Here is a 19,576-nt window from a genome sequence, read left to right as displayed (position 1 = left end):
TCCAACAAGGCAGCTTAGACGACTTGTAGCCCAAAAGCCGTCCAATTTTTTCGGCAAGCTGACTCAAAAGGCTTGATATCAGGAAACCGTTCTGGACTGGCCGATCAGTCGTGATGTTCAGTTTGGAGGTTCTTCCAGACGCAAGTCTCAATCAAGATCTATGCCTGTGCTGGTCGTTTATACAGCGTGAAGTCAGTGAGGGTTCCTTGCTCAAGTGCAGTCTTTAGCAGTCGATGACACTCGTCGTTACAGATGTAGATGTCGCGCCCAAGGCTCGAAATTCGAACTTGAGTTTGCTGACTTATATCGAGATGCGCTCCGCACAACTGGCAGGCTCGCGGATGAATATAGTCGCGGTCTCCGCGCTCGAGAACTGACCGGGAGAGAACGAGAGGTCTGAAGAACTGCGGCGGGTACAATTCGTCCCAGTCAACTATGTAATTCGTGTGCTGGCCTGGCCATCGGCGAGGCGTTTTGTCGAGGACCGTCTCTCGGTCAGCAAATCCGATGACTCGACAGGTTTCGGAATCCGCAATATGGACGAGAATGAAGTAGTCAGCAGAGGGCGTATCGTCAGCTGCGACGATGAGCTTTGGTTTAGAGCAATCCGTAGCAGTGGTCTTAATATCGAGCGTGGTTTCGCCGACACGGCTGTCGTAGCCTGGATCCCCATCAGGGTATATGTCGTTATCAAGCGGGACCCCAAGGATGTCCGCTGCCACGATCTCACCAACTTTCCCCGTGAGGTGGACCTTCTCCGACCCCAGTGAGGTGTATACGACTCCATCCCCGGTCTTACACCCGTTCTGCTCCTTTGCTAGCTTCTCAGCTCGTCTTTTTATTGATGGAAATCCACCCCAGATAGCGTCGTCCAGACCACGCGTCGGTAACTTCTCACGGGTGATCTCATCAGCTGATATCGGTGGCGTTGGCAGTCTGCCATCTGTCTCGTTGATTGTGTGCATAGCATCACCGGCGTGTCGCGCTACGAGTGGCTGAACAGGGCCTGCACGCGCGCGGTCACGCCAGTTCTACTGTACGTGACCGCGAGGCGCACACCGGTTTCTTCGGTGTACTGAGGAGAGCAGGAGAGCAATATATCCGGTCCTGGACAGAGAGACGGGGGCAAATATTGTGTGGATTTTGATAATGCCTCACATCGACATCGGCTAATCACTGTTGACGGGATAGCATTACTGCTCACGTTCATGTTCTCTCTGGACCCCCTCCAATGGGGGTATACCCGGGTGTTTCTACGGACGATTTTGCCAGGTGTGAGCGGCCATATTTGCGCTATGACTCGTCCAGGTAGACTTAGAGGAGCTGTAATGGCCTCAGAATAATCAGAATGAATTCAACCGAATGGTAACTAACACATAGTGGCCTCAAACAAATTTATACGCCCTATGCAGCCATCTAAGGAGTTCATTTTCTATTGATGTCAAAAAGTCGAATGCAACAATTGGTGCTCTGTGTCAGAAAAAATTTCGAGAACTATAGTTAGACTATAGACGATGGATACAGGCCCTCTCCTGGACTCGAACATGCATCTCAGATCTCGCCCATCCCTCATTATGTATAACTGTTGTTTTCTCATCATTATTTCGTGATCTGGCCAGTAGTGGTCTGTCAAATTCTGTAGTTCAAACTATAGGCTCACTATAGTCTATTAGATTACGGGAGATAGAAAAGCTGACTATCGGGATTCCAAACCCCCATTCCACTCGACTGTTTGATACAGCAGAAAATATTGAGCTCTTGCTGGGGGTTCTAATTTTCGGCTAGTGACTATTCAAAATAATTAGTTCAGACTATAGTCTCACTATAGAAGAGTCGGTTTTCAGGATCAGAGTCTCTCTGACCGCGATTTAGATCATACGTCATCTAACAACGCTAATACATATTCCAGATAAACATCCTCGCCCTATTTTAATAGGTATAATTATACGAATAAAGGAATGGAACTATAGTAACGCTATAGAAGCAGGCAATATCAAAGGCCTCCACGGAGGCGTGATAAGGGGCCCAACCAATACTATTTTGATATTTTCTTTGGATATGTTGTCAAGCGATGGGGGCTGAGTGTAGTAATTGTTCGCTACTACACTTTTCAGAAAACCGGAGGGAAATAGAGATACTGCTCTAAGTGGCATCCTTTCCTCATTTAGTAAATATAGTAGCTTTCTTTGACAACTACTATTATTCTCTAGTATTTCGTGTCTGAATTATATAATAGTCCGCTGACTGCTCTGGGTGATCATACATGCCACTCACAGAATATCGGATTTCTATGCGGAGCAGGCATTGTATAGATCGGATACTCAAGAGACGTTCCTTCTTGACGTTTCCAGACTTCTGTGCATATTTACTCCCGCAGGCATACGTAATGTCGTCAGAAGCTCTCTACCTCCTCTCAACGCGACCCTGTGGTTGGTTGCGAATTCCACCACAGCGATGTGGTAATGGGTACGGTCTGTAGCTACGCATCGATGCCGCGCGCCTGTTAGGAAGATTCCCAACTGGTCCTCCAACGTGCCGTTCGATGGCGTTTCAGTCTCTCTACACCTGATTCATTGCTTCGGATATCAACTCGAGGGCACCTTACCCTTATTACAAACTACCCAGAACGTCGTCGCGCCAACACCGATGCATCCGACGGGATGAAGCGCCACCCTGCTATCCGTAGCGCGAAACCCCGTCGGCCGATTGCAGTGTCCAGCTGACCACGGATCCCCGCGGTCACATTCAATGACCGAATCGGAGGTGAAAAATCTGTCCTCCGTACTGTCGGGGATGCGGGGTGATAGACCACAAATAGCGACGCGTAAACCGATATATGAGTGACGCAAATCGAAGGAACACAGAATCTGACTCGAACTCTCGGAAGAGAGATCCTCAATCCGAAAAATCTCGAGGTAAGCCTCCGAAGTCAACGAGAACAGAACAGCACTACGACCAGTCCACCGGAGAGATACTGGAAGAGATCCGACGACACGTCGATCCGACCGCGGGTTTGAAAGATTGGCCGCCCGAGCAAGGGGTCACGCGATACCTCGACGATCGAGAAGATGACCTCAGCACGAAAACGTTCGAGGAATATGAGGAGGAACTCGAGGAGTTTGAGGAGTTCTGCGAGAGAAAGGACATCTCTGTTCTAAGCGAGCTCGATAAAGCAGACCTGGAGGAAATGGAGGAATGGTACAAGTACGAGGTCCCCGTCCAAGTGGACTACTATGGCCCAAAGACGATGCGGGACTTTCTGTACCTGATGAGGAATTTTATCAGGTTCCTCGAGAGACGGGAAGCTGTTCGAGAAAGGCTCCACATACATCTGACGCCGCCGGAACTGGAAGACAATGAGGGCGTGAACGAAGAGATCCTTGACGCTGAACGCGCTCGTGCGATCCTCGATCACCTCTCGACGTACGAGTACGCCACGAACGAGCACGCAGTGTGGGTACTCTTCGCTGCATTCGGCGGCCGACGGGGAACGATCCAATCGATAGACCTCTCGGACTGCCACTTTCGAGGAGACGGCTCCCAGGATAGCGAGAAGCCGTACATCGATCTCGATCTCGAGGATGAGGAGAAGCCATACATCGAGCTTAACCACCGGCCAGAGCGGAACACGCGGTTGAAGAACGCGGAGAAGAGCGAACGCGAAGTCGCCATCGACCCATGGGTCGAAGAAGTTCTTCTCGATTTCATCGAGAACAATCGAAAGGAGATCGCGGACGATACCGGTCGGGAACCTCTCCTGACGACTTCCCACGGCCGGATCAGCAAGAGCACACTCTCGAAATATGCGTACAAGTGGACTCGCCCCTGCAAGGTCACGGGCGAGTGTCCGCACGGTCGCATTGAGGAGGACTGCGACGCGGCGATCAACATGGATCACGCGTCCCAGTGTCCTTCGAGCAAATCGCCCCATCAGACTCGAAAAGGGTACATCACTGCCGAGTCGAGAGCCGGAGTTCCGGACGCACTCCTCTCTGAGCGGTGTGACGTCAGCGTACCCATCCTGGAGAAGCACTACAAGCAGCTCGAAGAGAACGAAAAGCGTAAACTTCGACAGGATGCCCTAGAAGCGGTCCGTGAAGAAAGCGACTACGATGGCTACGCAGGCTGACCGCTCAGCCGTCAGCGTTTGACCAAACTCGCAAACTGGACTGGGTGATTAGGTGGGTCTCTGTGAGCGAGAGTGATTCAAATTGAGGTGCGCTCATTCTATGCCATCACAGTGCTCAATAGGGCTGAATGGGTGTGTATGTGAGTCAAAAACTCGAAGAGTGAATTTTGATTCGCAGTACGATAGCACCGACCGCAAGACCTCCGTAAATCAGCAGATCAAGCAAACTGAGTAAGCCTGCCTCAATGAATATCGGGAGAGCGATGAGAATCCCAATGACAACCCCCGCGAGGTACCCATATGACCAATATCGGGAATCATCAACGGTCATCACAGCGCTTACGACTGAGACTGGAATAATCCACCAGAACAACCCACGTGGCAATAGTCCTGCTTCGACAAAGACAGGAACTAACTTTCCGACGATGAAGGCGACAATTACGGTCTCGATTATGATAGAGAGTCCTCGATTCAGACCGTGATCCATCCCGGGCATCGTGGAATCCTGTCGAACTTGTCCCACATAGAATGTTTCGCCGGGGCTGTCTTCAACCTCCGTCGCAACTTTCGAAGGGTCTTCTCAGAGTAGTACCGACGGATCTAATCGGTACTCGAGCTGGTACTCGTGGTGTCCCCATGCTTCGACATGCGACGGAGAGACCATCGCTGCTTCTGCGGCTTCCCTTATCGCGTGCTGGATATCTATTTCGAGGTGTGCATCGTCTCGGCGGATGAGGGGTGCAATCCGGCCGATCGTGTGGCTCCAACCCGCCCATGGATCCTCGACGCTCAGCCACATGCGGTGATCATCACAGATTCCCGGGATCCCTTCTGGTCCGTCGTGATGGGCGGCGATTTCTTCTGCACTCCACTGCTGTTCTTCGTTGACGTCCGCGACAACTTCGTCAAGCTTCCGTCGGAATTTATCGATACTATCTGCTTCGTCCGAAGCGTTTTCACTGGCTCCAGGAATCTTCCGGAGGTCCTCCAGGTTATCCAGTAGTACTGACTCATTCACGCCTACGCCATCGAGTTCGAGACGGCCGATCCCGTTGATTGCGCGACCCGGTCCGTCGAGTGCGTTCCAGGTCTTGTACCGCAGGTAGACGTAGGGACTCTGTACATCTTCAGGTGCTTCAACCTCGTACACAGCCCAACTGATTGGGTCAGCGTTGTGGCTACCGCGAACTACGATTCTCGCATCTGGATTTCCGTGGGGCGTCTTCATCCCAAGCCTGTACAGTTCGTCTTCGGTCGGGACGTACACATCACCGTCAGCGACCGTACGGGCGATACTACGCAACAACCGCTCACGGTTTGTGTCGTCTGTCATTTTGTCGCTGTGCATTGTTGGTGGGTCCAAGACCCAGCGCTGTGTATCCAGGACCCCTATTTATGGGTAAGCCCCCATCCCCCACCGAACGCGACGCCTTCTTGCGATTATCTTTTCTGGGAGCGTAAATGGAAACCCGGTGATGAATGGCCGGAAGATGCATCGATGGAAATCGCTGGCCTGTGTAGGGGTGGTGCCAATAATCGATGTACAGCGGCTACCTACACTATACGTGTGTCAGACTTCTCTGAGATTCTCCTGATTCTCCCCCCTCAATTCGTCGCCCTGACGCACTCTACAGCCAGAATTTTGATAGGTTGACGCTTGCTCTTGATTTCCATCGCTCCGTCGTAGTTGAGGCGGTGAAGCTGGACTTGCTATCCTCTGAAGCCCTAAATTCCGATTCTCTGGGCGACTTCGAATGGATCGGTGAAATCGTACCTTCGGTAATCATGTTACTGGAATCATTCTAAGGCCAGCAGTAGATTCGGTCCTCACCTCCCACCCGATTCAATCTGCTAACTCCAAGCGTACTTAAGCGACTGTGAGTCTCGTGTAGATGATTCGATATGGCTACAGTTGCAATCGATATCGAGACAATCTCGCCGACTTCGGAAAACGTTACGGACGTTGATTTCCTCGATTCGCGGGATTTCGAGCTTCTCTGTGTCGGTCTTGGACATCGACTCTCGACCAACTCGGAAATCGAAATAGATGTCCTCTGGCGGCCCGGAATCGACGACGGCGACGAGTATCGACTGCTCGCGGAAACAGTAGAGTGGCTCCACAACCGCCACTACGACTGTATCTTAACGTACAACGGAACACGGTTCGACGAGAGGCATCTTCGCGGACGCGCAGCGATTGTCGGCGATCAGGTCAGAGATCCGTCCCTCACCGACGTGGTCCACCGGGCATTGGAACAGGGAGTTCACCGGGATCTAATGTTCGACGTCATCCGCGACCGAGGATATCGTTTATCGCTGGAAGATGCGGTCACTGAGTACACAGGGTCCCGTCCACCGAGCGTTTCATGGGCGGGCGAGCAGATCACGAACGGAGATATACCCACTCTAGGAGAGCGGTGGCTTGCTCACAGAAGCGGCCTCACAGACTTGGGCGAGAAAGGTAGCCAGCTCCAAGAGACGCTCGAAACCTACGTAAAGTCAGATATCAGGCCGTTATTCGACCTTGCAGACGCGCTTTCGAATCGTTGAGGGCTGGTGACCGTCTTATTCCAATCCCTGAATGTCGCTGAGCATCTTGGCGGCACGGTGGTAGCCATGATTCGCATAGAACTCGTGACTTGACGACTTGACCGCTTTTTTAAAGATATTGAGTTCTGTGACCCATTGTAGAAGATCATCGCGGACCCCAAGAAACCTAGAAAGTGCCGAAACTGTGGTACAATAACAATTAAGTCTGGTTCAAACAACAGCTAACTCATCGATGGATTCTGGTGAGAAGTCATTTTCCGAGATTGTCCCTGGCGACCGAAAGTTCCAGATTCCCCGCTACCAGCGTGATTATTCTTGGGACGATTCGCAACTCGAAGACTTATGGCGCGATCTTGAGACTGTCCACGGTACAAACAAACCTCACTTCATGGGGACGGTCCTCGTTCGCCGGAGCGAGGCTGAGGCTAACGAGACAAGTCGGAGACGACAGACGGTATATGACATCATCGATGGCCAACAGCGTATCACGACCCTCCAGATTCTCCTCCATGTCCTTTTTGAACAGTTACGTACATATGATGAGGAGGAGGCCGGTTACTATCGCTCCCAGTATATTGAAAATCGGGACTTCAAGCTCTCCCTCAAAGGTGACGATAGTCGGTTTTTCCAGAAGCAAATCCTCGGTGGACGGGAAGGAGTCCCCGAAACAACGCTCTCACCAGATGGTGTAGCTCAAGAACGGTTAGCGGGTGCGAAGGAATTCTTCGAGGACAGGTTCGGCGAGAAAGAGGCCATGTTGTCTCAATCTGAATACGAGAGGTACCTCTTCGAGCTGTTGGATACCATCAAGGAGCTCGAATTCATGGCCTATAATGTCGAATCTGCGTCTGAGGCGGTTCGCATCTTCGAAGCGACGAACGATCGCGGCAAGCAACTAACCGATCTCGAACGGACTAAGAGCTTCCTCATGTACCAGTTGCACCTCTGCTACGAGGAGGGTGCACAAGAACTGGAACAACACTTGGACGACCTCCGCGGCGAATTCAAGAAGATGTATAAATTCCGGAGAACAGCCGCAGAGGAAGATTCCGCACCGGGAGAAGATCGGATTCAACGCTATCATTTCATCCTGTGGGATGACCGGAATATAAACGTTCAGAACCCACCGTATTCCAACCATCTCTCGGCAATAAAAACCCGATTCCGTGGAATGGACAATGACACTGACAAGGTCCACGAGATTCTTGGCTATGTGAATGGTCTACGAGAATCGTTTGAAGCACTCAAGGAGTTGAAAACGAAGGATGTGGATGATACATCTCTCCAGAAGAAAATCCGTGATTTCTTTGCTCTAAACTATGAGGGGAACTTCTATCCGCTACTATTCACTGCGTGGACAAAATTCAAAGCAGGAGAGGCTACGCGCGACGAGATAGAAACGCTCTTAGAACGTATCGAAACGTACATTTTCCGTGGGTATGTGATCAAGGACTATCGGACGAATAAACGGAAAAAGACTTTCTATAATCTCGCGCGTGACGTTCACAAAGGAGATAAATCGCTCTCCGATGCTTCGAAAGCGATTGAGAAGTATATTGATCAAGATTGTGACGACGACGCCGTTCTGGCCGAACTACGCGAGTCAAATGCATATAATGGGTTCTGGACACAGCGGTTGCGGTATCTGCTGTTCTACTATGACGTGAGCCTGACGAGTAGAGGCGAACATCTACACCTCAATTTCGATGAGACTGTGCTACAAGAATTTGAGGAACAGGAGATCTCGATTGAACACATTTGGCCACAAGACCCCGATAAGCTTGACCTCACAGAAGGAGAATTGGAGGAGTACCATCAGGCCAAGCATCGGTTGGGGAACCTGGCCCTGATGATTGGCGGTGAAAACTCGGGCGTATCCAACAAGCCATTCTCAGACAAACGAGGTGTGTATAGTGAATCAAGGATCCACATGCTGAACGAAGTAGCTGAACCGGAGAAGAGGAAAGAGTGGGGAGACGCCGAGTGGGATCTGGATGAGTGGGGGATTGAACAAATCGAACGACGTGAGGAGAAATTGCTCAGCTTTATTCTCGATCGTTGGCCAAACTATCAAACTCAAGATCAGATAGTCAAGACAGAATCGTGACCAGTCAAAACCAAGACCGCCCTTTTGGAGGTAATTGTCGATGCTACTCACTCCAATATATACCTATCTTACACTTCCACGATTCGCCGGCGAATGAAAATTTGACCTCAAATTCTAAGGGACTGTGAAGGGTCACATCGCTCAATGAGGCCCGAGATTCGGAGACGGGATACGTGGTCGTTCAACGGGGGCAGAGAAATCGTGGAGAGAAAGGGTTTGAAGGAGGAGTTACCAGCAATTGCAGAGGCGTATATCGACTATGGCGGGGGGAACCAGTATCTGAGTGACCGGCGTGAACTACTTGATCCACTAGGGTGGGAGCAGGAAGTCTCGGTGAAGTTCGAGACGACCACCGATTACGACATAGTCTCTCGTCGAGCGAGCTTTGATGCCTACAAAGATGGAGTTGTAGTGGAACACGAGAGCGGTGAGCAAATACGTGCGAACTGGCATCTGATGAAAATGGAGATCGCTCACCGTGACCCCAACGTATTCTCGATGGGACGCACCGCTGATACGGGTGTACTATTGATGCCTTCGTACGTCAATTTCCCTACTCTCGAAAGAACCGAGAACGATGTACAGGCAGTGTTAGAGCAGTATTTTGATTTCTCAATTCCGCTGTTCGTCTGGGAGTATCCTACGGAGTGAGATACGTGCGCTCTATAATGCAAAAACGGACTAACTCTCAGAATTAGTTCAGGACCGATCTGCTGCATAGAGTGAGTGAATGTAGTAAAGGGGCCTCTGATATGATCCAGTCGCTGTCCAAAATTCAAAAATTAGAGAACCCTTACAAGTCGTCTAAGTAGCCCCTCCGCTGTTCCATCTTTTCCCGCTCGGACCGGCGATCGTAGTGTTGCTCAATCACCTCTGAGCTGACATTGGCTCGGTCGCTGACGACCTTATCAGGCATATCGTTATTCAGGCTGTGCGTGATGCTTCCCCGTCTAATCGCATGTGGATTCAATGACGACGGGCACTTTGAGGAGTGGTTTCGTGGACGCGCTTCACAGTCCATCGGGTCGCGCTCGTGTGGACACTCCCCCGTGTAGCGACACGGCTGCGTCCACTTGTAGACGTAGAACCGGAGGGTGGATTTGCTCGCGCGGCCTTGCGGAGTCGTCAGTAGTGGTTCTCGACCTGCACTGTCAGTGCCGTCGGGGCGCTGGTCAGCGACCCAGTCGTTGAGAAGGTCGCACACGCGGTCCGAGAGCGCGACGAGTCGTTCGCCTGCTTCCTTGTTCTTGATGGGCGTTCCTCCTTCGGGACGATGCCGCACCTCGATGTACTGGTCGTCGGAGTGGTAGTCGTCTACGTCCAGTGCATGAACACCCCCGATGCGCATCATGGTGTGCCACATCAACGAGAGGGTCACGTGCTCGATGGTCGCGTACTCGTACTTCTCGAGATGTCCCAACACTTTCTCGGCCGTTTCCGCCTCTAGCGTCTCGTGGCGGGTATTCTGCTCCGGCGTGATCGACGGCGATAGCACCTTCTCGCTGAGGTCCTGTTCGACGCCGTCCACGCTTTCGAGCCAGCGGACGAACACGCGGAGTGTGTCCATCTGGGTCTTCTCGGTGACGGGAGAGAGGTCGCCCTCGTTGCGCCGCCACAGCCGGTACTCGTGGAGCTGCCGACCGGTGAGCGTGTTGAGGTTCTCGATGTCCTCCTGCTCGCACCATCGGATGAAGTGGTTGAGCCGATACCTGTGGGCCTTTAGTGAGGCGTCGGCGAGGTCGTTCTCCTTGTCTGCGAGGTACAGTTCGAGCGCGGTTTCGGGATCGATCGGTTCCAGACTCATGGATTCGCTTCCCTCGTGGGTTGCGAATCGCGGTCTGGCGGTCGTTCGTGAACCCCCGGAATTCGGGCGCGTTAACCGGCAGAGCACGGCCGGTTAGACGCTCGAAATGGAGCCTGCAGCGCCCACTTCCTCACCGCTCGTTTCGGTCGTGATCGTCTGTCGAACAGCTACGCACTCGGCGTACTCGCTAACGGTTCCAAGTACCGCTTACCAAACCGTTAACCGGCGGAATCACCAACGCCGGGCATGGATCTCTCTGCTGTCGATCTCTCCCCCGTTCCCAGCGACGGGACCGCGAGCGAGGCGTACGCGAACACGGTCGAGGCCGCCCGACAGGCCGAGCGACTCGGATTTACGCGATTCTGGGTCGCCGAACACCACGGCATGGCCGACACCATCGCGGGGACGACGCCGGAAGTGCTGCTCGGCGCCCTCGCCGCGGAGACGGATTCGATCCGGCTCGGCTCCGGCGCGGTGCTGCTCAACCACTACAGCCCCTTCAAGGTGGCCGAGCAGTTCGGCGCGCTCGACGGACTCGCTCCGGGCCGGATCGACGCTGGGCTCGGGCGGGCGAACGGCTCGCCGGCGGCCGACCGCGCGCTCGGGACGGAACGCCACGTGCCCAATCCCGACGAGGACCACGCGGAGAAGATCGAGTCCGTCGTCTCCCACCTCTACGACGACTACCCCGACGACCACCCCTACAGCGACCTGCAGATCCCTCGCTCGGGCGAGGGCCCGCCCGCCCCGTGGGTGCTCGGGTCGAGCCCGTCGAGCGCCGAGATCGCAGCCGAACTCGGGCTGCCGTACTGCTTCGCGGCGTTCATCCGCCCGCAGTTCGCGGTCCACTCCTTCGAGACTTACCGGGAACAGTTCGAGCCGTCGTCGCTGCCCGGCAGCGTCGACGAACCCCGCGGGATGGTCGCCGTCAACGCGGTCTGTGCGGAGACCGACGAGGAGGCAGCCCGGCTCCGCTCGATTGCCGAGGCGACGTTCCAGCGGATGCAGCGCGGCGAGGTCGGCACCAGGCCGACGATCGAGGAGGCCGTCGACGAACTCGGCGGCGTCCCCGAACCGACGCCCGCGGCCCTCGACGACGACGAGTGGCCGCGCGCTATCTCCGGGAGTCCGGAGACGCTCGCGGGCCTGCTCGAACAACTCGCCGACCGCGTCGGCGTCGACGAGGTGATGATCCAGCACGCCCACGCGAACCACGACGACGCGCTCCGTTCGCACGAACTGCTGGCCGAGGGCGTCAGCCTCGCGTAGACGGGACCGTCGTTCGGTCGCGAGTTATCCGACGGGATCGGCCGTTCCAGAAGGGGAGCGAGCGTCGGTACTACTCCCGGGACTCGGTGAAGTTCCGGATCACCGCTGCCTCGGCCTTCCGCAGTAGTTCCCCGGCCGTGCTCGTCGAGCACTCCAGTATCGTCGCGACGTCCGCGACCGTCCCCTCCCGGGGAACGTCGTAGTAGCCGGCCGAGACCGCGGCTTCCAGCGCGGCCTCCTGCCGGTCGGTGAGCCGGGACGGCGAGCGCGTGCGCTCGAAGTCTTGGACCCGCTCGACGGCAAGGTTGCCGAGTTCGGAGAGCGAGTCGTGGAACGCGCTGAGCGACTCCGTGGCGCCGGCGGCCTCGAACCTGATCGCGCCCGTGTCGAGAAAGACGACCGGCGGGAAGAAGATCACGCGCGATCCCTCGATGGTCTCCAGCAGCGCCGACGCGAACTCGTAGTCGTCCTGCCGGAGGAACGCGTAGGTCCCCGAACCGTCAGCCACGAAGTGGCTGACCTGGAGCGAATCGATGCGTTCGATGGCCCGCTCGGCCGCCTCTCGCGGCCCGTCGAACCGGACCAGCGTCGTCGCGTCCTCGGTGGGGCTCCACATCAGCAACTCGGCCCGCGAGAGCGACGTTCCCTCCACGATCTGACGGTGGAGCGGGTGGACGAGCCGGTCGGGATACGTGACCGAGAACTGGACGCGTCTCATTCGGCTGTCGAGCGGACCTCGACCGCCCCGCATATCAATCGGTGGGTCTCCCGGTCGAGTCGGTCATCGCTCGCGCTCCATGATGTCAGGGACGCTACGGAGGAGTGTCCGGAGGTGGTCCGCGCCGTCGAGGACGTGCAACTCGGCGTTCTGAATCCGTGCCGCGAGTCGGCGTGCGTCGCCGATCGGCACGTTCGTGTCGGCCGTGCCGTGCCAGATGTGTACCCGCGCGTCGACGGCGTCGAAGTCGACGCCCCAGTCTGTGTCCGTCTGCCGGAACTCGGTGACTGCACCGCTGCGGTGGCGGGCGAACGCTTCGACGAAATCCGCCCGGAGGATCGCCGCGATCTCGTCGGATACCGACTCGGCGTCCCCGGTGGTGTACTGGGAGACGACGAACGAGGGGTCACGGCGCGCCGCGAGCCACGCTTGCGCCCGGAACAGTCCCCCGAGCAGGCGCGGCGTCCTCGTCGCCAGTCCGGCGAGCAACCGCTGCGTTGCGGGCGTCTCCTCGCTGACGCCGGGCGGCGTCGCCCCGGCGACGACGTCGACTCGGCTGAACCGATCGCTTCGCGTCGCCGCTGCCGCGAGCGCGTACGGAGCGCCGCCGGAGAACGCGACGAGGTCGGCGGACTCGACGCCGGCGTCGTCCACGACGGCGGTGACGAACTGTCCCGCGTCGCGTACAGAGCGCCCCGGCCACGGCGAGGATCGGCCGTAGCCAGGACGGTCCGGCGCGATCAGTCGGATCCCCTGTTCGCGTGCGCCCTCCGCGAACAGCGCGGCCAGCCGACGCGACCCGGGCGTCCCGTGGAGGAAGACGACCGGATCGCCCTCCGAGTGGCCGTACTCGGCGTAGGTGATCTGCCGATCGCCGTATAATGAGACGGTCGCGACTCCGTCGTCGGCCCGGCCCATCACGGACGGTGACGAACCGGGAGTCAACGTTGCCATCGGTCGAAGTACGTGACCGCCCGACGAGTGGATGGTGCCGTATCAGTCCGGAAGTATATAAGTTATCTCGGCGCTTGCATTTTCGATCGGTGTCTCCAGTCGTTGCACGTCGAACGGGAGTGCCAGCGAGCGACGGCCCGCTCCGGCGCGTCCGTGCGAGACGACAACGGTTTTGAGTGACAGTTCGAAACAGAGTGCCACAGTGGTGGAACGCGAGCGCGGTGGCGTGAACCGACGTAACGTGCTGAAAACGCTCGGTGTGGGGGCTGTCGGCGCGGCGGGGGCGGCGTCGACCGGCAGTTCGACGGCAGCGGCTAGCGGGGCGGCCGACCAGAGCGAGGAGGTGTACCGCAACCCGGTCGGGCCCATCGGGTTCGGCGACGTGACGGTCATTCAGGACCAGAGCGACGACAGCGACGCCTACTACGCCTACGGAACGGAGACGCCCCAGGACATCGTCCCGGTCGCCCGGTCGGAGGACCTGGCCAACTGGGAGTACATCGCGCCGGCGCTGGAGGCGTACCCAGACTGGCGGGACGACCCCGACGCCGGCGTGTGGGCGCCGGACATCAACTACTACGACGGGACGTACCACCTCTACTACTCCTACTCGACGTGGGGCAGCCAGAACAACCCCGGTATCGGGCTGGCGACGGCCGACAGCCCCGAGGGTCCCTTCGAGGACCAGGGACCGGTGTTCCGCAACGAGGACCTGGGGATGACCAACTGCATCGACGCCGAGTTCCGGGTCGTCGACGGCACGCCCTACATGATCTGGGGGAGCTGGTTCGGCATCCACGGCGTCGAACTCACCGAGAGCGCCGACGACTACGTCGCGAACACGGAGTTCCACCTCGCGGGCGACAAGCGCGAGGGCGCGATGGTCATCGAGGAGAACGGCTACTACTACCTGTTCTACTCGACCGGCCACTGCTGCGACGGCTACGACAGCACCTACGAGGTGGAAGTCGGCCGCGCCGAGAACTTCCGGGGCCCGTACCGTAACCAGAACGGGACCGACCTGCGGGAGTTGAACGAGCACAACAGCGGCGTCGCCGTCCTCTCGGCGACCGACCGGTTCACCGGTCCGGGCCACAACACCGCCTACCAGGACGACAAGGGCGACTGGTGGCTGTTCTACCACGTCGAGGCGACCGCCGAGCGGGAGGTGCGGACGATGATGGTCGACCGCATCCAGTGGGACGACGACGGCTGGCCGGTCATCGCCTGCAACGGCCACCCGAGCGCCAAGAGCCCGATGCCCGGGAGCGGCGAGTTCGACTGCGAGAGCGACGCCTTCGAGACCAGCCTCTCGAACGGCACGGCGACCGGGACGACCACCTCGGGAGCCACCGCGACACCGACCCAGACGCCGACGGCGACCGAGACAGCGACCTCCTCGGGGACTGGCGACGGGATGTCGGTGCTCGGCGGCGTCACGGCGCTCGGTGCCGTAGCGGCCGGAGCGCTCGGTGCCTGCGGCAGCGATGGAGACGAATCGAGTCGGGAGTGAGCACGACCCGAGCCGGTGTGACGAAGCAGGGGTTCGGCGGTCGCGCGGCGCGTTCGAGGCTCGACGGGGCCGGCGCCGCCCGATCCGGCGAGAACGTTTATTCCCGTCACGCTCGACCAGCGAACATGGCCGGACAAGAGCGGATCGTCGTGTTGAACCAGCCCGCACACGGGATGCCGGCGAGCGAGTACGCCGACGAACTCCGCCGCCGCCTGCCGAACTACCACGTGACACTCCCGCGGACCGAGGGGGAAGCGAATGCGGTCGTCGGGGAAGCCCGGATCGTCACGGGGCTCCACATGGACGAGCAACTGCTGGCGCGGGCCGACGAACTGCGCCTGTTCGCCTGCGGGTCCGCCGGCGTCGGCCACTTGCCGCTCGACGCCTTCCGCGAGCGCGGCATCGCGGTCACCAACGCCTCTGGCGTCCACGGGCCGAACATCGCCGAGCACGTCCTCGGGTGGATGCTCACCTTCGCCCGCCGGCTCGACGAGGGCTGGCGCCGCGAGCGGGAGAACCTCTGGCAGCACTTCCAGGGCGGCGAGTTGCAGGGGTCGACCGTGACCGTCGTCGGGATGGGCGCCATCGGACAGGCCGTCGTCGAGCGACTGGAAGGGTTCGGCGTCGAGACGATCGGCGCCCGCTACTCGCCCGAGAAAGGCGGGCCGACTGACGAGGTGGTCGGGTTCACCGACGAGACGGCGTTGCAGGGCGCGCTCGCCCGGTCTGACTACGTCGTCGTCGCGGCGCCGCTGACCGAGGAGACGCGGGGCCTCGTCGGCAGTTCGGAGATCGCGGCGATGCCGACCGACGCCGTCCTCGTCAACGTGGGCCGCGGCCCCATCGTCGACACCGACGCGCTCGTCGCGGCGATCAGGGACAACAAGATCGGCGGCGCAGGGCTGGACGTGACCGACCCGGAACCGCTCCCTGCGGACCACCCGCTCTGGGAGTTCGACAACGTCCGGGTCACGCCGCACAACTCCGGCGCGACGCCCGAGTACTGGAATCGCCTCGCCGAGATTCTCGAATCGAACCTCGAACGCATCGACGAGAGCGGCGAGTACGACGACCTGAAGAACCAGGTCGTCACGCCGAACCGGGGCGACTGAAGGGGTCGCTGGCTCGACGGGATCTGACCGTCTCGAATGGCTGGACGCGACTGACTGGCGCCACCAGCAGGTATTTTCGCCGACGGCCCGTGGCACACGTATGACCGACGGCGACGCGGACCGGCTCTACCCGAACCGCGGGAAGCCGCTCGACGGAGACGACGACGCCGCTGGCAGCGGCTCGGGCGTCTCCCGCCGGGGGCTGCTCGCGGGCTCGGCGACGGCCGGTGCGGCGCTCGCGGCAGGGTGTTCCAGCGGGTCGACCGACGGATCGAACGGGTCGGGAACGACGGCGACGGGCGACGGTACCGGGAGCGCCAGCGGGAGCGAAGACACGGTGTTCGTGTTCAACACCGACGACGCGACGGTGAGTGTCATCGACCCGGGGCGCGACGAGGTCGTCGACACGCAACACGTCGGCCTCTCGGCGTCGTTCCCGTCGAACCAGTACGCGCCGAGGCTGACGACAGACGCCGCGGACCCGCTCTGGCTGAACGTGAACCAGGGCGTTCGGGCGGTCGCCGCGGGGTCGCTCTCGGAGGTGGTCCACGTCGACACCGGGTCGGGGTCGAACTGGCAGGAACTGACGCCGGACGGCGGGTCGGTCGTCGTCAGCGCCCGGGAGCCGGCCCACACCAACTACCGGATCGACGCCGACCGCGACTCGGACACCTTCGGCGAGATCACCTCCGAGATCGACCGAACCGACGAAGGCGGCCGCGGCGACAACGACGGTCCGGGCCCGTGCGACGTGACGATCCACCCCGCCGGCGCGTTCGCCTACGTTCCGGACCTCTTCGGGGACACGTTGACCGTTCTCGACGTAGACGACTTCGGCATCGAGACGCAGGTGGACGTGCCCTCGGTGGGCAGTGGGGACGGGGATGAAAACGGCGACGACGCGGCGAAGCCGTGGATGGGAACGATCGCACCGGACGGCGATCGGCTGCTGGTCGAGCACCAGACGGGAACCGAGAGCGTCTGGGACACGAGCGACCCGTCCGAACCCGAGCTACTCACACAGCTGACGCCCGAGGACGGCCTCGGCGAGGGCGCGCTCACCAGCGAGATCGGTCCCGATTCGCGGGTCGGGTACGTCTTCACGCCGGGGACGAACGACGTGTCGGTCGTCGACATCGAGGCCCGGGAGGTCGCTGAGCGCATCGACCTCGGTGGTGCGGCGTTCGTCGGCACGTGGGGACCGAGCCGCGAGAAGCTCTACGTGCCGGTCCAGACGAACGACGAGGTGGCGGTGATCGATCACGAGTCCCGGGAGGTGGTCGAGCGGATATCGGTCGGATCGGCCCCCTACGGCGCGACGGCCGCGCGCGTTCGGCCGGAGGCCGACGAGTCGGCGAGCCTGCTCGCGGCGATGGCGGCCGTCGGACTGGACGTCGGCGAGGCCGACACGACGTACTGCATCGGGAACTGCGCCTGCGGCCACCAGTTGTGAGCGGCGGCGTGTACGGGCGGTCGAATCAGTGGACGGTGACCTCGCCGTCCTCGACGGTGATGTCGAGCAGGCTGGTCGCCTCGTAGTCGGTCTCGTCGAGCGCGCTCTCGCCGACCTTGCGGAGGACGACGACGATGTCCGCGACGTCGGCGCCGATGTCGTCGAGCGCCTGCGTGATCGCGGCGAGCGTCCCGCCGGTCGACAGCAGATCGTCGACGATGAGGACGCGGTCGCCCTCCTCGATGTCGTTGATGTACATCTCCGAGGAGGAGTAGCCGGTGGACTTCTGCAGGGCGACCTCGTCGGGGAGGCCGTACTCGCGCTTGCGGATGACGACGAGCGGGATGTCCGTCTGCAGCGACAGGGCGGTGGCGACGTGGATTCCCATCGCCTCGGGCGCGACGATCTTGTCCACGTCCAGATCCGCGTTGCGGACGATGCCGACGACGACCTCCCGCAGGAGCGCGGGGTCTAACATCGGCACGCCGTTGCTAATCGGGTGGACGAGGTACTCGTAGCCGTCCTTGTCGATGATCGGCGCCTCGTGCAGTGACGCGCGGAGCCGTTCCATGCCGTCCGGTTGCCGAGGGTCGGGAAAAAACTCCTGTTTGCCGGTCGCGGTCGACGGCCACCCGCGCGGCGGCGCTGCGGAGGGCCGCTCCGCGAGTATCGATTACTCGGGGACCGTACCCTCGACGCCCTCGACGAAGCTGCTCATGTCCTGGAACAGCGTCGCGTCGTCGGCGTCGGCGAACTTGCTGCCGGTCCACACGTCGGTCTCGCCGCTCTCGATGGCCGAGCGGGTCTCCTCGACGGACGACTTCACGTCGTCGGGCACCTCGGGCCCCCAGTCGGAGAGGCCGACGATGCCGTCTTCGAGCCCTTCCCAGTAGAAGTCCGGTTCCCAGGACCCGTCGCGGACGGCTTCGAGCGTGGGGCCGTAGAACTTCTCCCAGTGCCAGATCGGGGAGGTAACGTAGCTGTCGCCGCCCTGCTCGTCCATCGGCGCGTCGTAGCCGGTCGCCCAGATGCCGGCGTCGGCCGCGGCCTGCACGGCTGCCGCGGAGTCCTGGTGCTGGGCCATCACGTCGACGCCCTGGTCGATGAGGGCGTTGGCCGCCTCCTTCTCCTTGGGCGGGTCGTACCACTCGTTCGTCCAGCGGACCTTCGTCGTCACGTCCTCGTTGACCGAGCGCGCGCCGAGCGTAAAGGCGTTGATGCCGCGGACGACCTCCGCGAGCGGCATCGCCGCGACGAACCCGAGCGTGTTCGCCTCGGTGAGCATCCCGGCGGCGACGCCGGCCATGTACCGCGCCTGGTACATCCGCCCGAAGTACCGGCCCATGTTCTCGAGCGTCTGGTAGCCCGAGCAGTGCTCGAAGAGCACGTCCGGGTTGTCCTCGGCGACCGACACCATCGTGTCCATGTAACCGAAGGTGTTGCCGAAGACGACGTCGTAGTCGTTCTGGACGTACTGCTGGAAGACGGGTTTGGCGTCGGCCGGCGCGACGTCCTCCGAGTAATCGGACTCCAGCCAGTCGTACTGCTCGGCGACTGCCTGGCGGCCCTGCTCGTGCGCCCACGACCAGCCCTGGTCGCCGACCGCCGAGTTGTAGACGAACGCGGCCTTGACGGTGTCGCTCCCGCCCGACCCGCCGTCGCCGCTCGTGCCCGTGTCGGCGCTCGTCTCGGTTCCGTCGTCGCCCGATCCCGAACAGCCGGCAAGTCCGGCCGCGCCGGCGAGGCCCAGTGCCTTGATCGCCCGTCGTCGTGTGATGTCTGTCGACATTGTTGTGTCCGTGGCTGTGACCCGGGGCTCTCCCCCGGTCGATCGTTCCTCGTCTGGTACGGATATGCGGCAATTGATAAGGTTGCCTATAGCGGGCTGTGGAGCGCTACTAGGACTATAGAGACCCTCTAGGACCGGACGCCAGCGGCGGTCTACGCGCCGTGTGAGCGCGAACCGG

At 59.7% G+C, this 19,576-nt stretch carries 15 protein-coding genes; 8 read left to right on the top strand and 7 right to left on the bottom strand.

Translation table 11 applies throughout. The features are described from left to right. Positions 1–158: 158 nt before the first annotated feature. The gene (locus AB2U09_RS07350; RefSeq protein WP_459192057.1) at positions 159–965 is read right to left on the bottom strand and encodes a hypothetical protein; all 807 of its coding nucleotides are present in this window, start codon (positions 963–965) and stop codon (positions 159–161) included. Positions 966–2,836: 1,871 nt separating this feature from the next. Between AB2U09_RS07350 and AB2U09_RS07345 the strand changes: the two genes are divergently transcribed. Continuing rightward, positions 2,837–4,129, top strand: coding sequence for a site-specific integrase (locus tag AB2U09_RS07345; RefSeq protein WP_459192056.1), 1,293 nt, complete (start codon positions 2,837–2,839; stop codon positions 4,127–4,129). A 580-nt stretch (positions 4,130–4,709) separates the two neighbouring features. Here the strand turns inward: AB2U09_RS07345 and AB2U09_RS07340 are convergent. Then, complete coding sequence (locus AB2U09_RS07340; protein WP_459192055.1) at positions 4,710–5,477, bottom strand: hypothetical protein; 768 nt, start codon at positions 5,475–5,477, stop codon at positions 4,710–4,712. Positions 5,478–6,031: 554 nt separating this feature from the next. Between AB2U09_RS07340 and AB2U09_RS07335 the strand changes: the two genes are divergently transcribed. The 3 genes from AB2U09_RS07335 to AB2U09_RS07325 all read left to right on the top strand — a co-directional run bounded on the left by AB2U09_RS07335 (position 6,032) and on the right by AB2U09_RS07325 (position 9,437). Then, a complete protein-coding gene (locus tag AB2U09_RS07335) occupies positions 6,032–6,679 on the top strand; it encodes a hypothetical protein (protein ID WP_459192054.1) in 648 nt (215 codons plus the stop codon). Positions 6,680–6,911: 232 nt separating this feature from the next. Beyond that, positions 6,912–8,786 carry a DUF262 domain-containing protein gene (locus tag AB2U09_RS07330; RefSeq protein WP_459192053.1) on the top strand — a complete coding sequence of 625 codons (1,875 nt, stop codon included), beginning with the start codon at positions 6,912–6,914 and terminating at the stop codon, positions 8,784–8,786. Positions 8,787–8,930: 144 nt separating this feature from the next. Next, positions 8,931–9,437: a hypothetical protein gene (locus tag AB2U09_RS07325; protein WP_459192052.1), complete on the top strand. Its 507-nt coding sequence runs from the start codon at positions 8,931–8,933 to the stop codon at positions 9,435–9,437. Between the two features lie 142 nt (positions 9,438–9,579). On the opposite strand, the gene AB2U09_RS07320 is transcribed toward AB2U09_RS07325, so the two are convergent. Beyond that, positions 9,580–10,590 (bottom strand): tyrosine-type recombinase/integrase, encoded by a 1,011-nt coding sequence (locus AB2U09_RS07320; RefSeq protein ID WP_459192051.1) that lies wholly within the window; start codon positions 10,588–10,590, stop codon positions 9,580–9,582. 246 nt (positions 10,591–10,836) lie between these two features. On the opposite strand from AB2U09_RS07320, the gene AB2U09_RS07315 reads away from it, so the two are divergent. After that, positions 10,837–11,859: an LLM class flavin-dependent oxidoreductase gene (locus tag AB2U09_RS07315; protein ID WP_459192050.1), complete on the top strand. Its 1,023-nt coding sequence runs from the start codon at positions 10,837–10,839 to the stop codon at positions 11,857–11,859. 70 nt (positions 11,860–11,929) lie between these two features. Here AB2U09_RS07315 and AB2U09_RS07310 read toward each other — a convergent pair whose 3' ends face one another. Next, entirely contained in the window at positions 11,930–12,577 is a 648-nt protein-coding gene (locus AB2U09_RS07310) for a helix-turn-helix domain-containing protein (RefSeq protein WP_459192049.1), read from the bottom strand. 63 nt (positions 12,578–12,640) lie between these two features. Next, complete coding sequence (locus AB2U09_RS07305; RefSeq protein WP_459192048.1) at positions 12,641–13,531, bottom strand: alpha/beta fold hydrolase; 891 nt, start codon at positions 13,529–13,531, stop codon at positions 12,641–12,643. A 202-nt stretch (positions 13,532–13,733) separates the two neighbouring features. On the opposite strand from AB2U09_RS07305, the gene AB2U09_RS07300 reads away from it, so the two are divergent. From AB2U09_RS07300 to AB2U09_RS07290, 3 genes are all read left to right on the top strand, one after another. Next, on the top strand, positions 13,734–15,044 hold the full coding sequence (locus tag AB2U09_RS07300) for a family 43 glycosylhydrolase (protein ID WP_459192047.1): 1,311 nt from the start codon (positions 13,734–13,736) through the stop codon (positions 15,042–15,044). Positions 15,045–15,169: 125 nt separating this feature from the next. Next, positions 15,170–16,156: a D-2-hydroxyacid dehydrogenase gene (locus tag AB2U09_RS07295; RefSeq protein WP_459192046.1), complete on the top strand. Its 987-nt coding sequence runs from the start codon at positions 15,170–15,172 to the stop codon at positions 16,154–16,156. A gap of 100 nt (positions 16,157–16,256) precedes the next feature. Continuing rightward, positions 16,257–17,609 (top strand): hypothetical protein, encoded by a 1,353-nt coding sequence (locus AB2U09_RS07290; RefSeq protein WP_459192045.1) that lies wholly within the window; start codon positions 16,257–16,259, stop codon positions 17,607–17,609. A gap of 25 nt (positions 17,610–17,634) precedes the next feature. On the opposite strand, the gene hpt is transcribed toward AB2U09_RS07290, so the two are convergent. Both hpt and AB2U09_RS07280 read right to left on the bottom strand, forming a co-directional pair. After that, positions 17,635–18,180: a hypoxanthine/guanine phosphoribosyltransferase gene (gene hpt, locus AB2U09_RS07285; RefSeq protein ID WP_459192044.1), complete on the bottom strand. Its 546-nt coding sequence runs from the start codon at positions 18,178–18,180 to the stop codon at positions 17,635–17,637. 102 nt (positions 18,181–18,282) lie between these two features. Further along, complete coding sequence (locus AB2U09_RS07280; protein ID WP_459192043.1) at positions 18,283–19,398, bottom strand: BMP family ABC transporter substrate-binding protein; 1,116 nt, start codon at positions 19,396–19,398, stop codon at positions 18,283–18,285. Positions 19,399–19,576 lie beyond the last annotated feature (178 nt).

This window comes from Halosimplex yunnanense (genome assembly GCF_054504345.1).
This window is presented reverse-complemented; position numbering and strand designations above follow the sequence as displayed.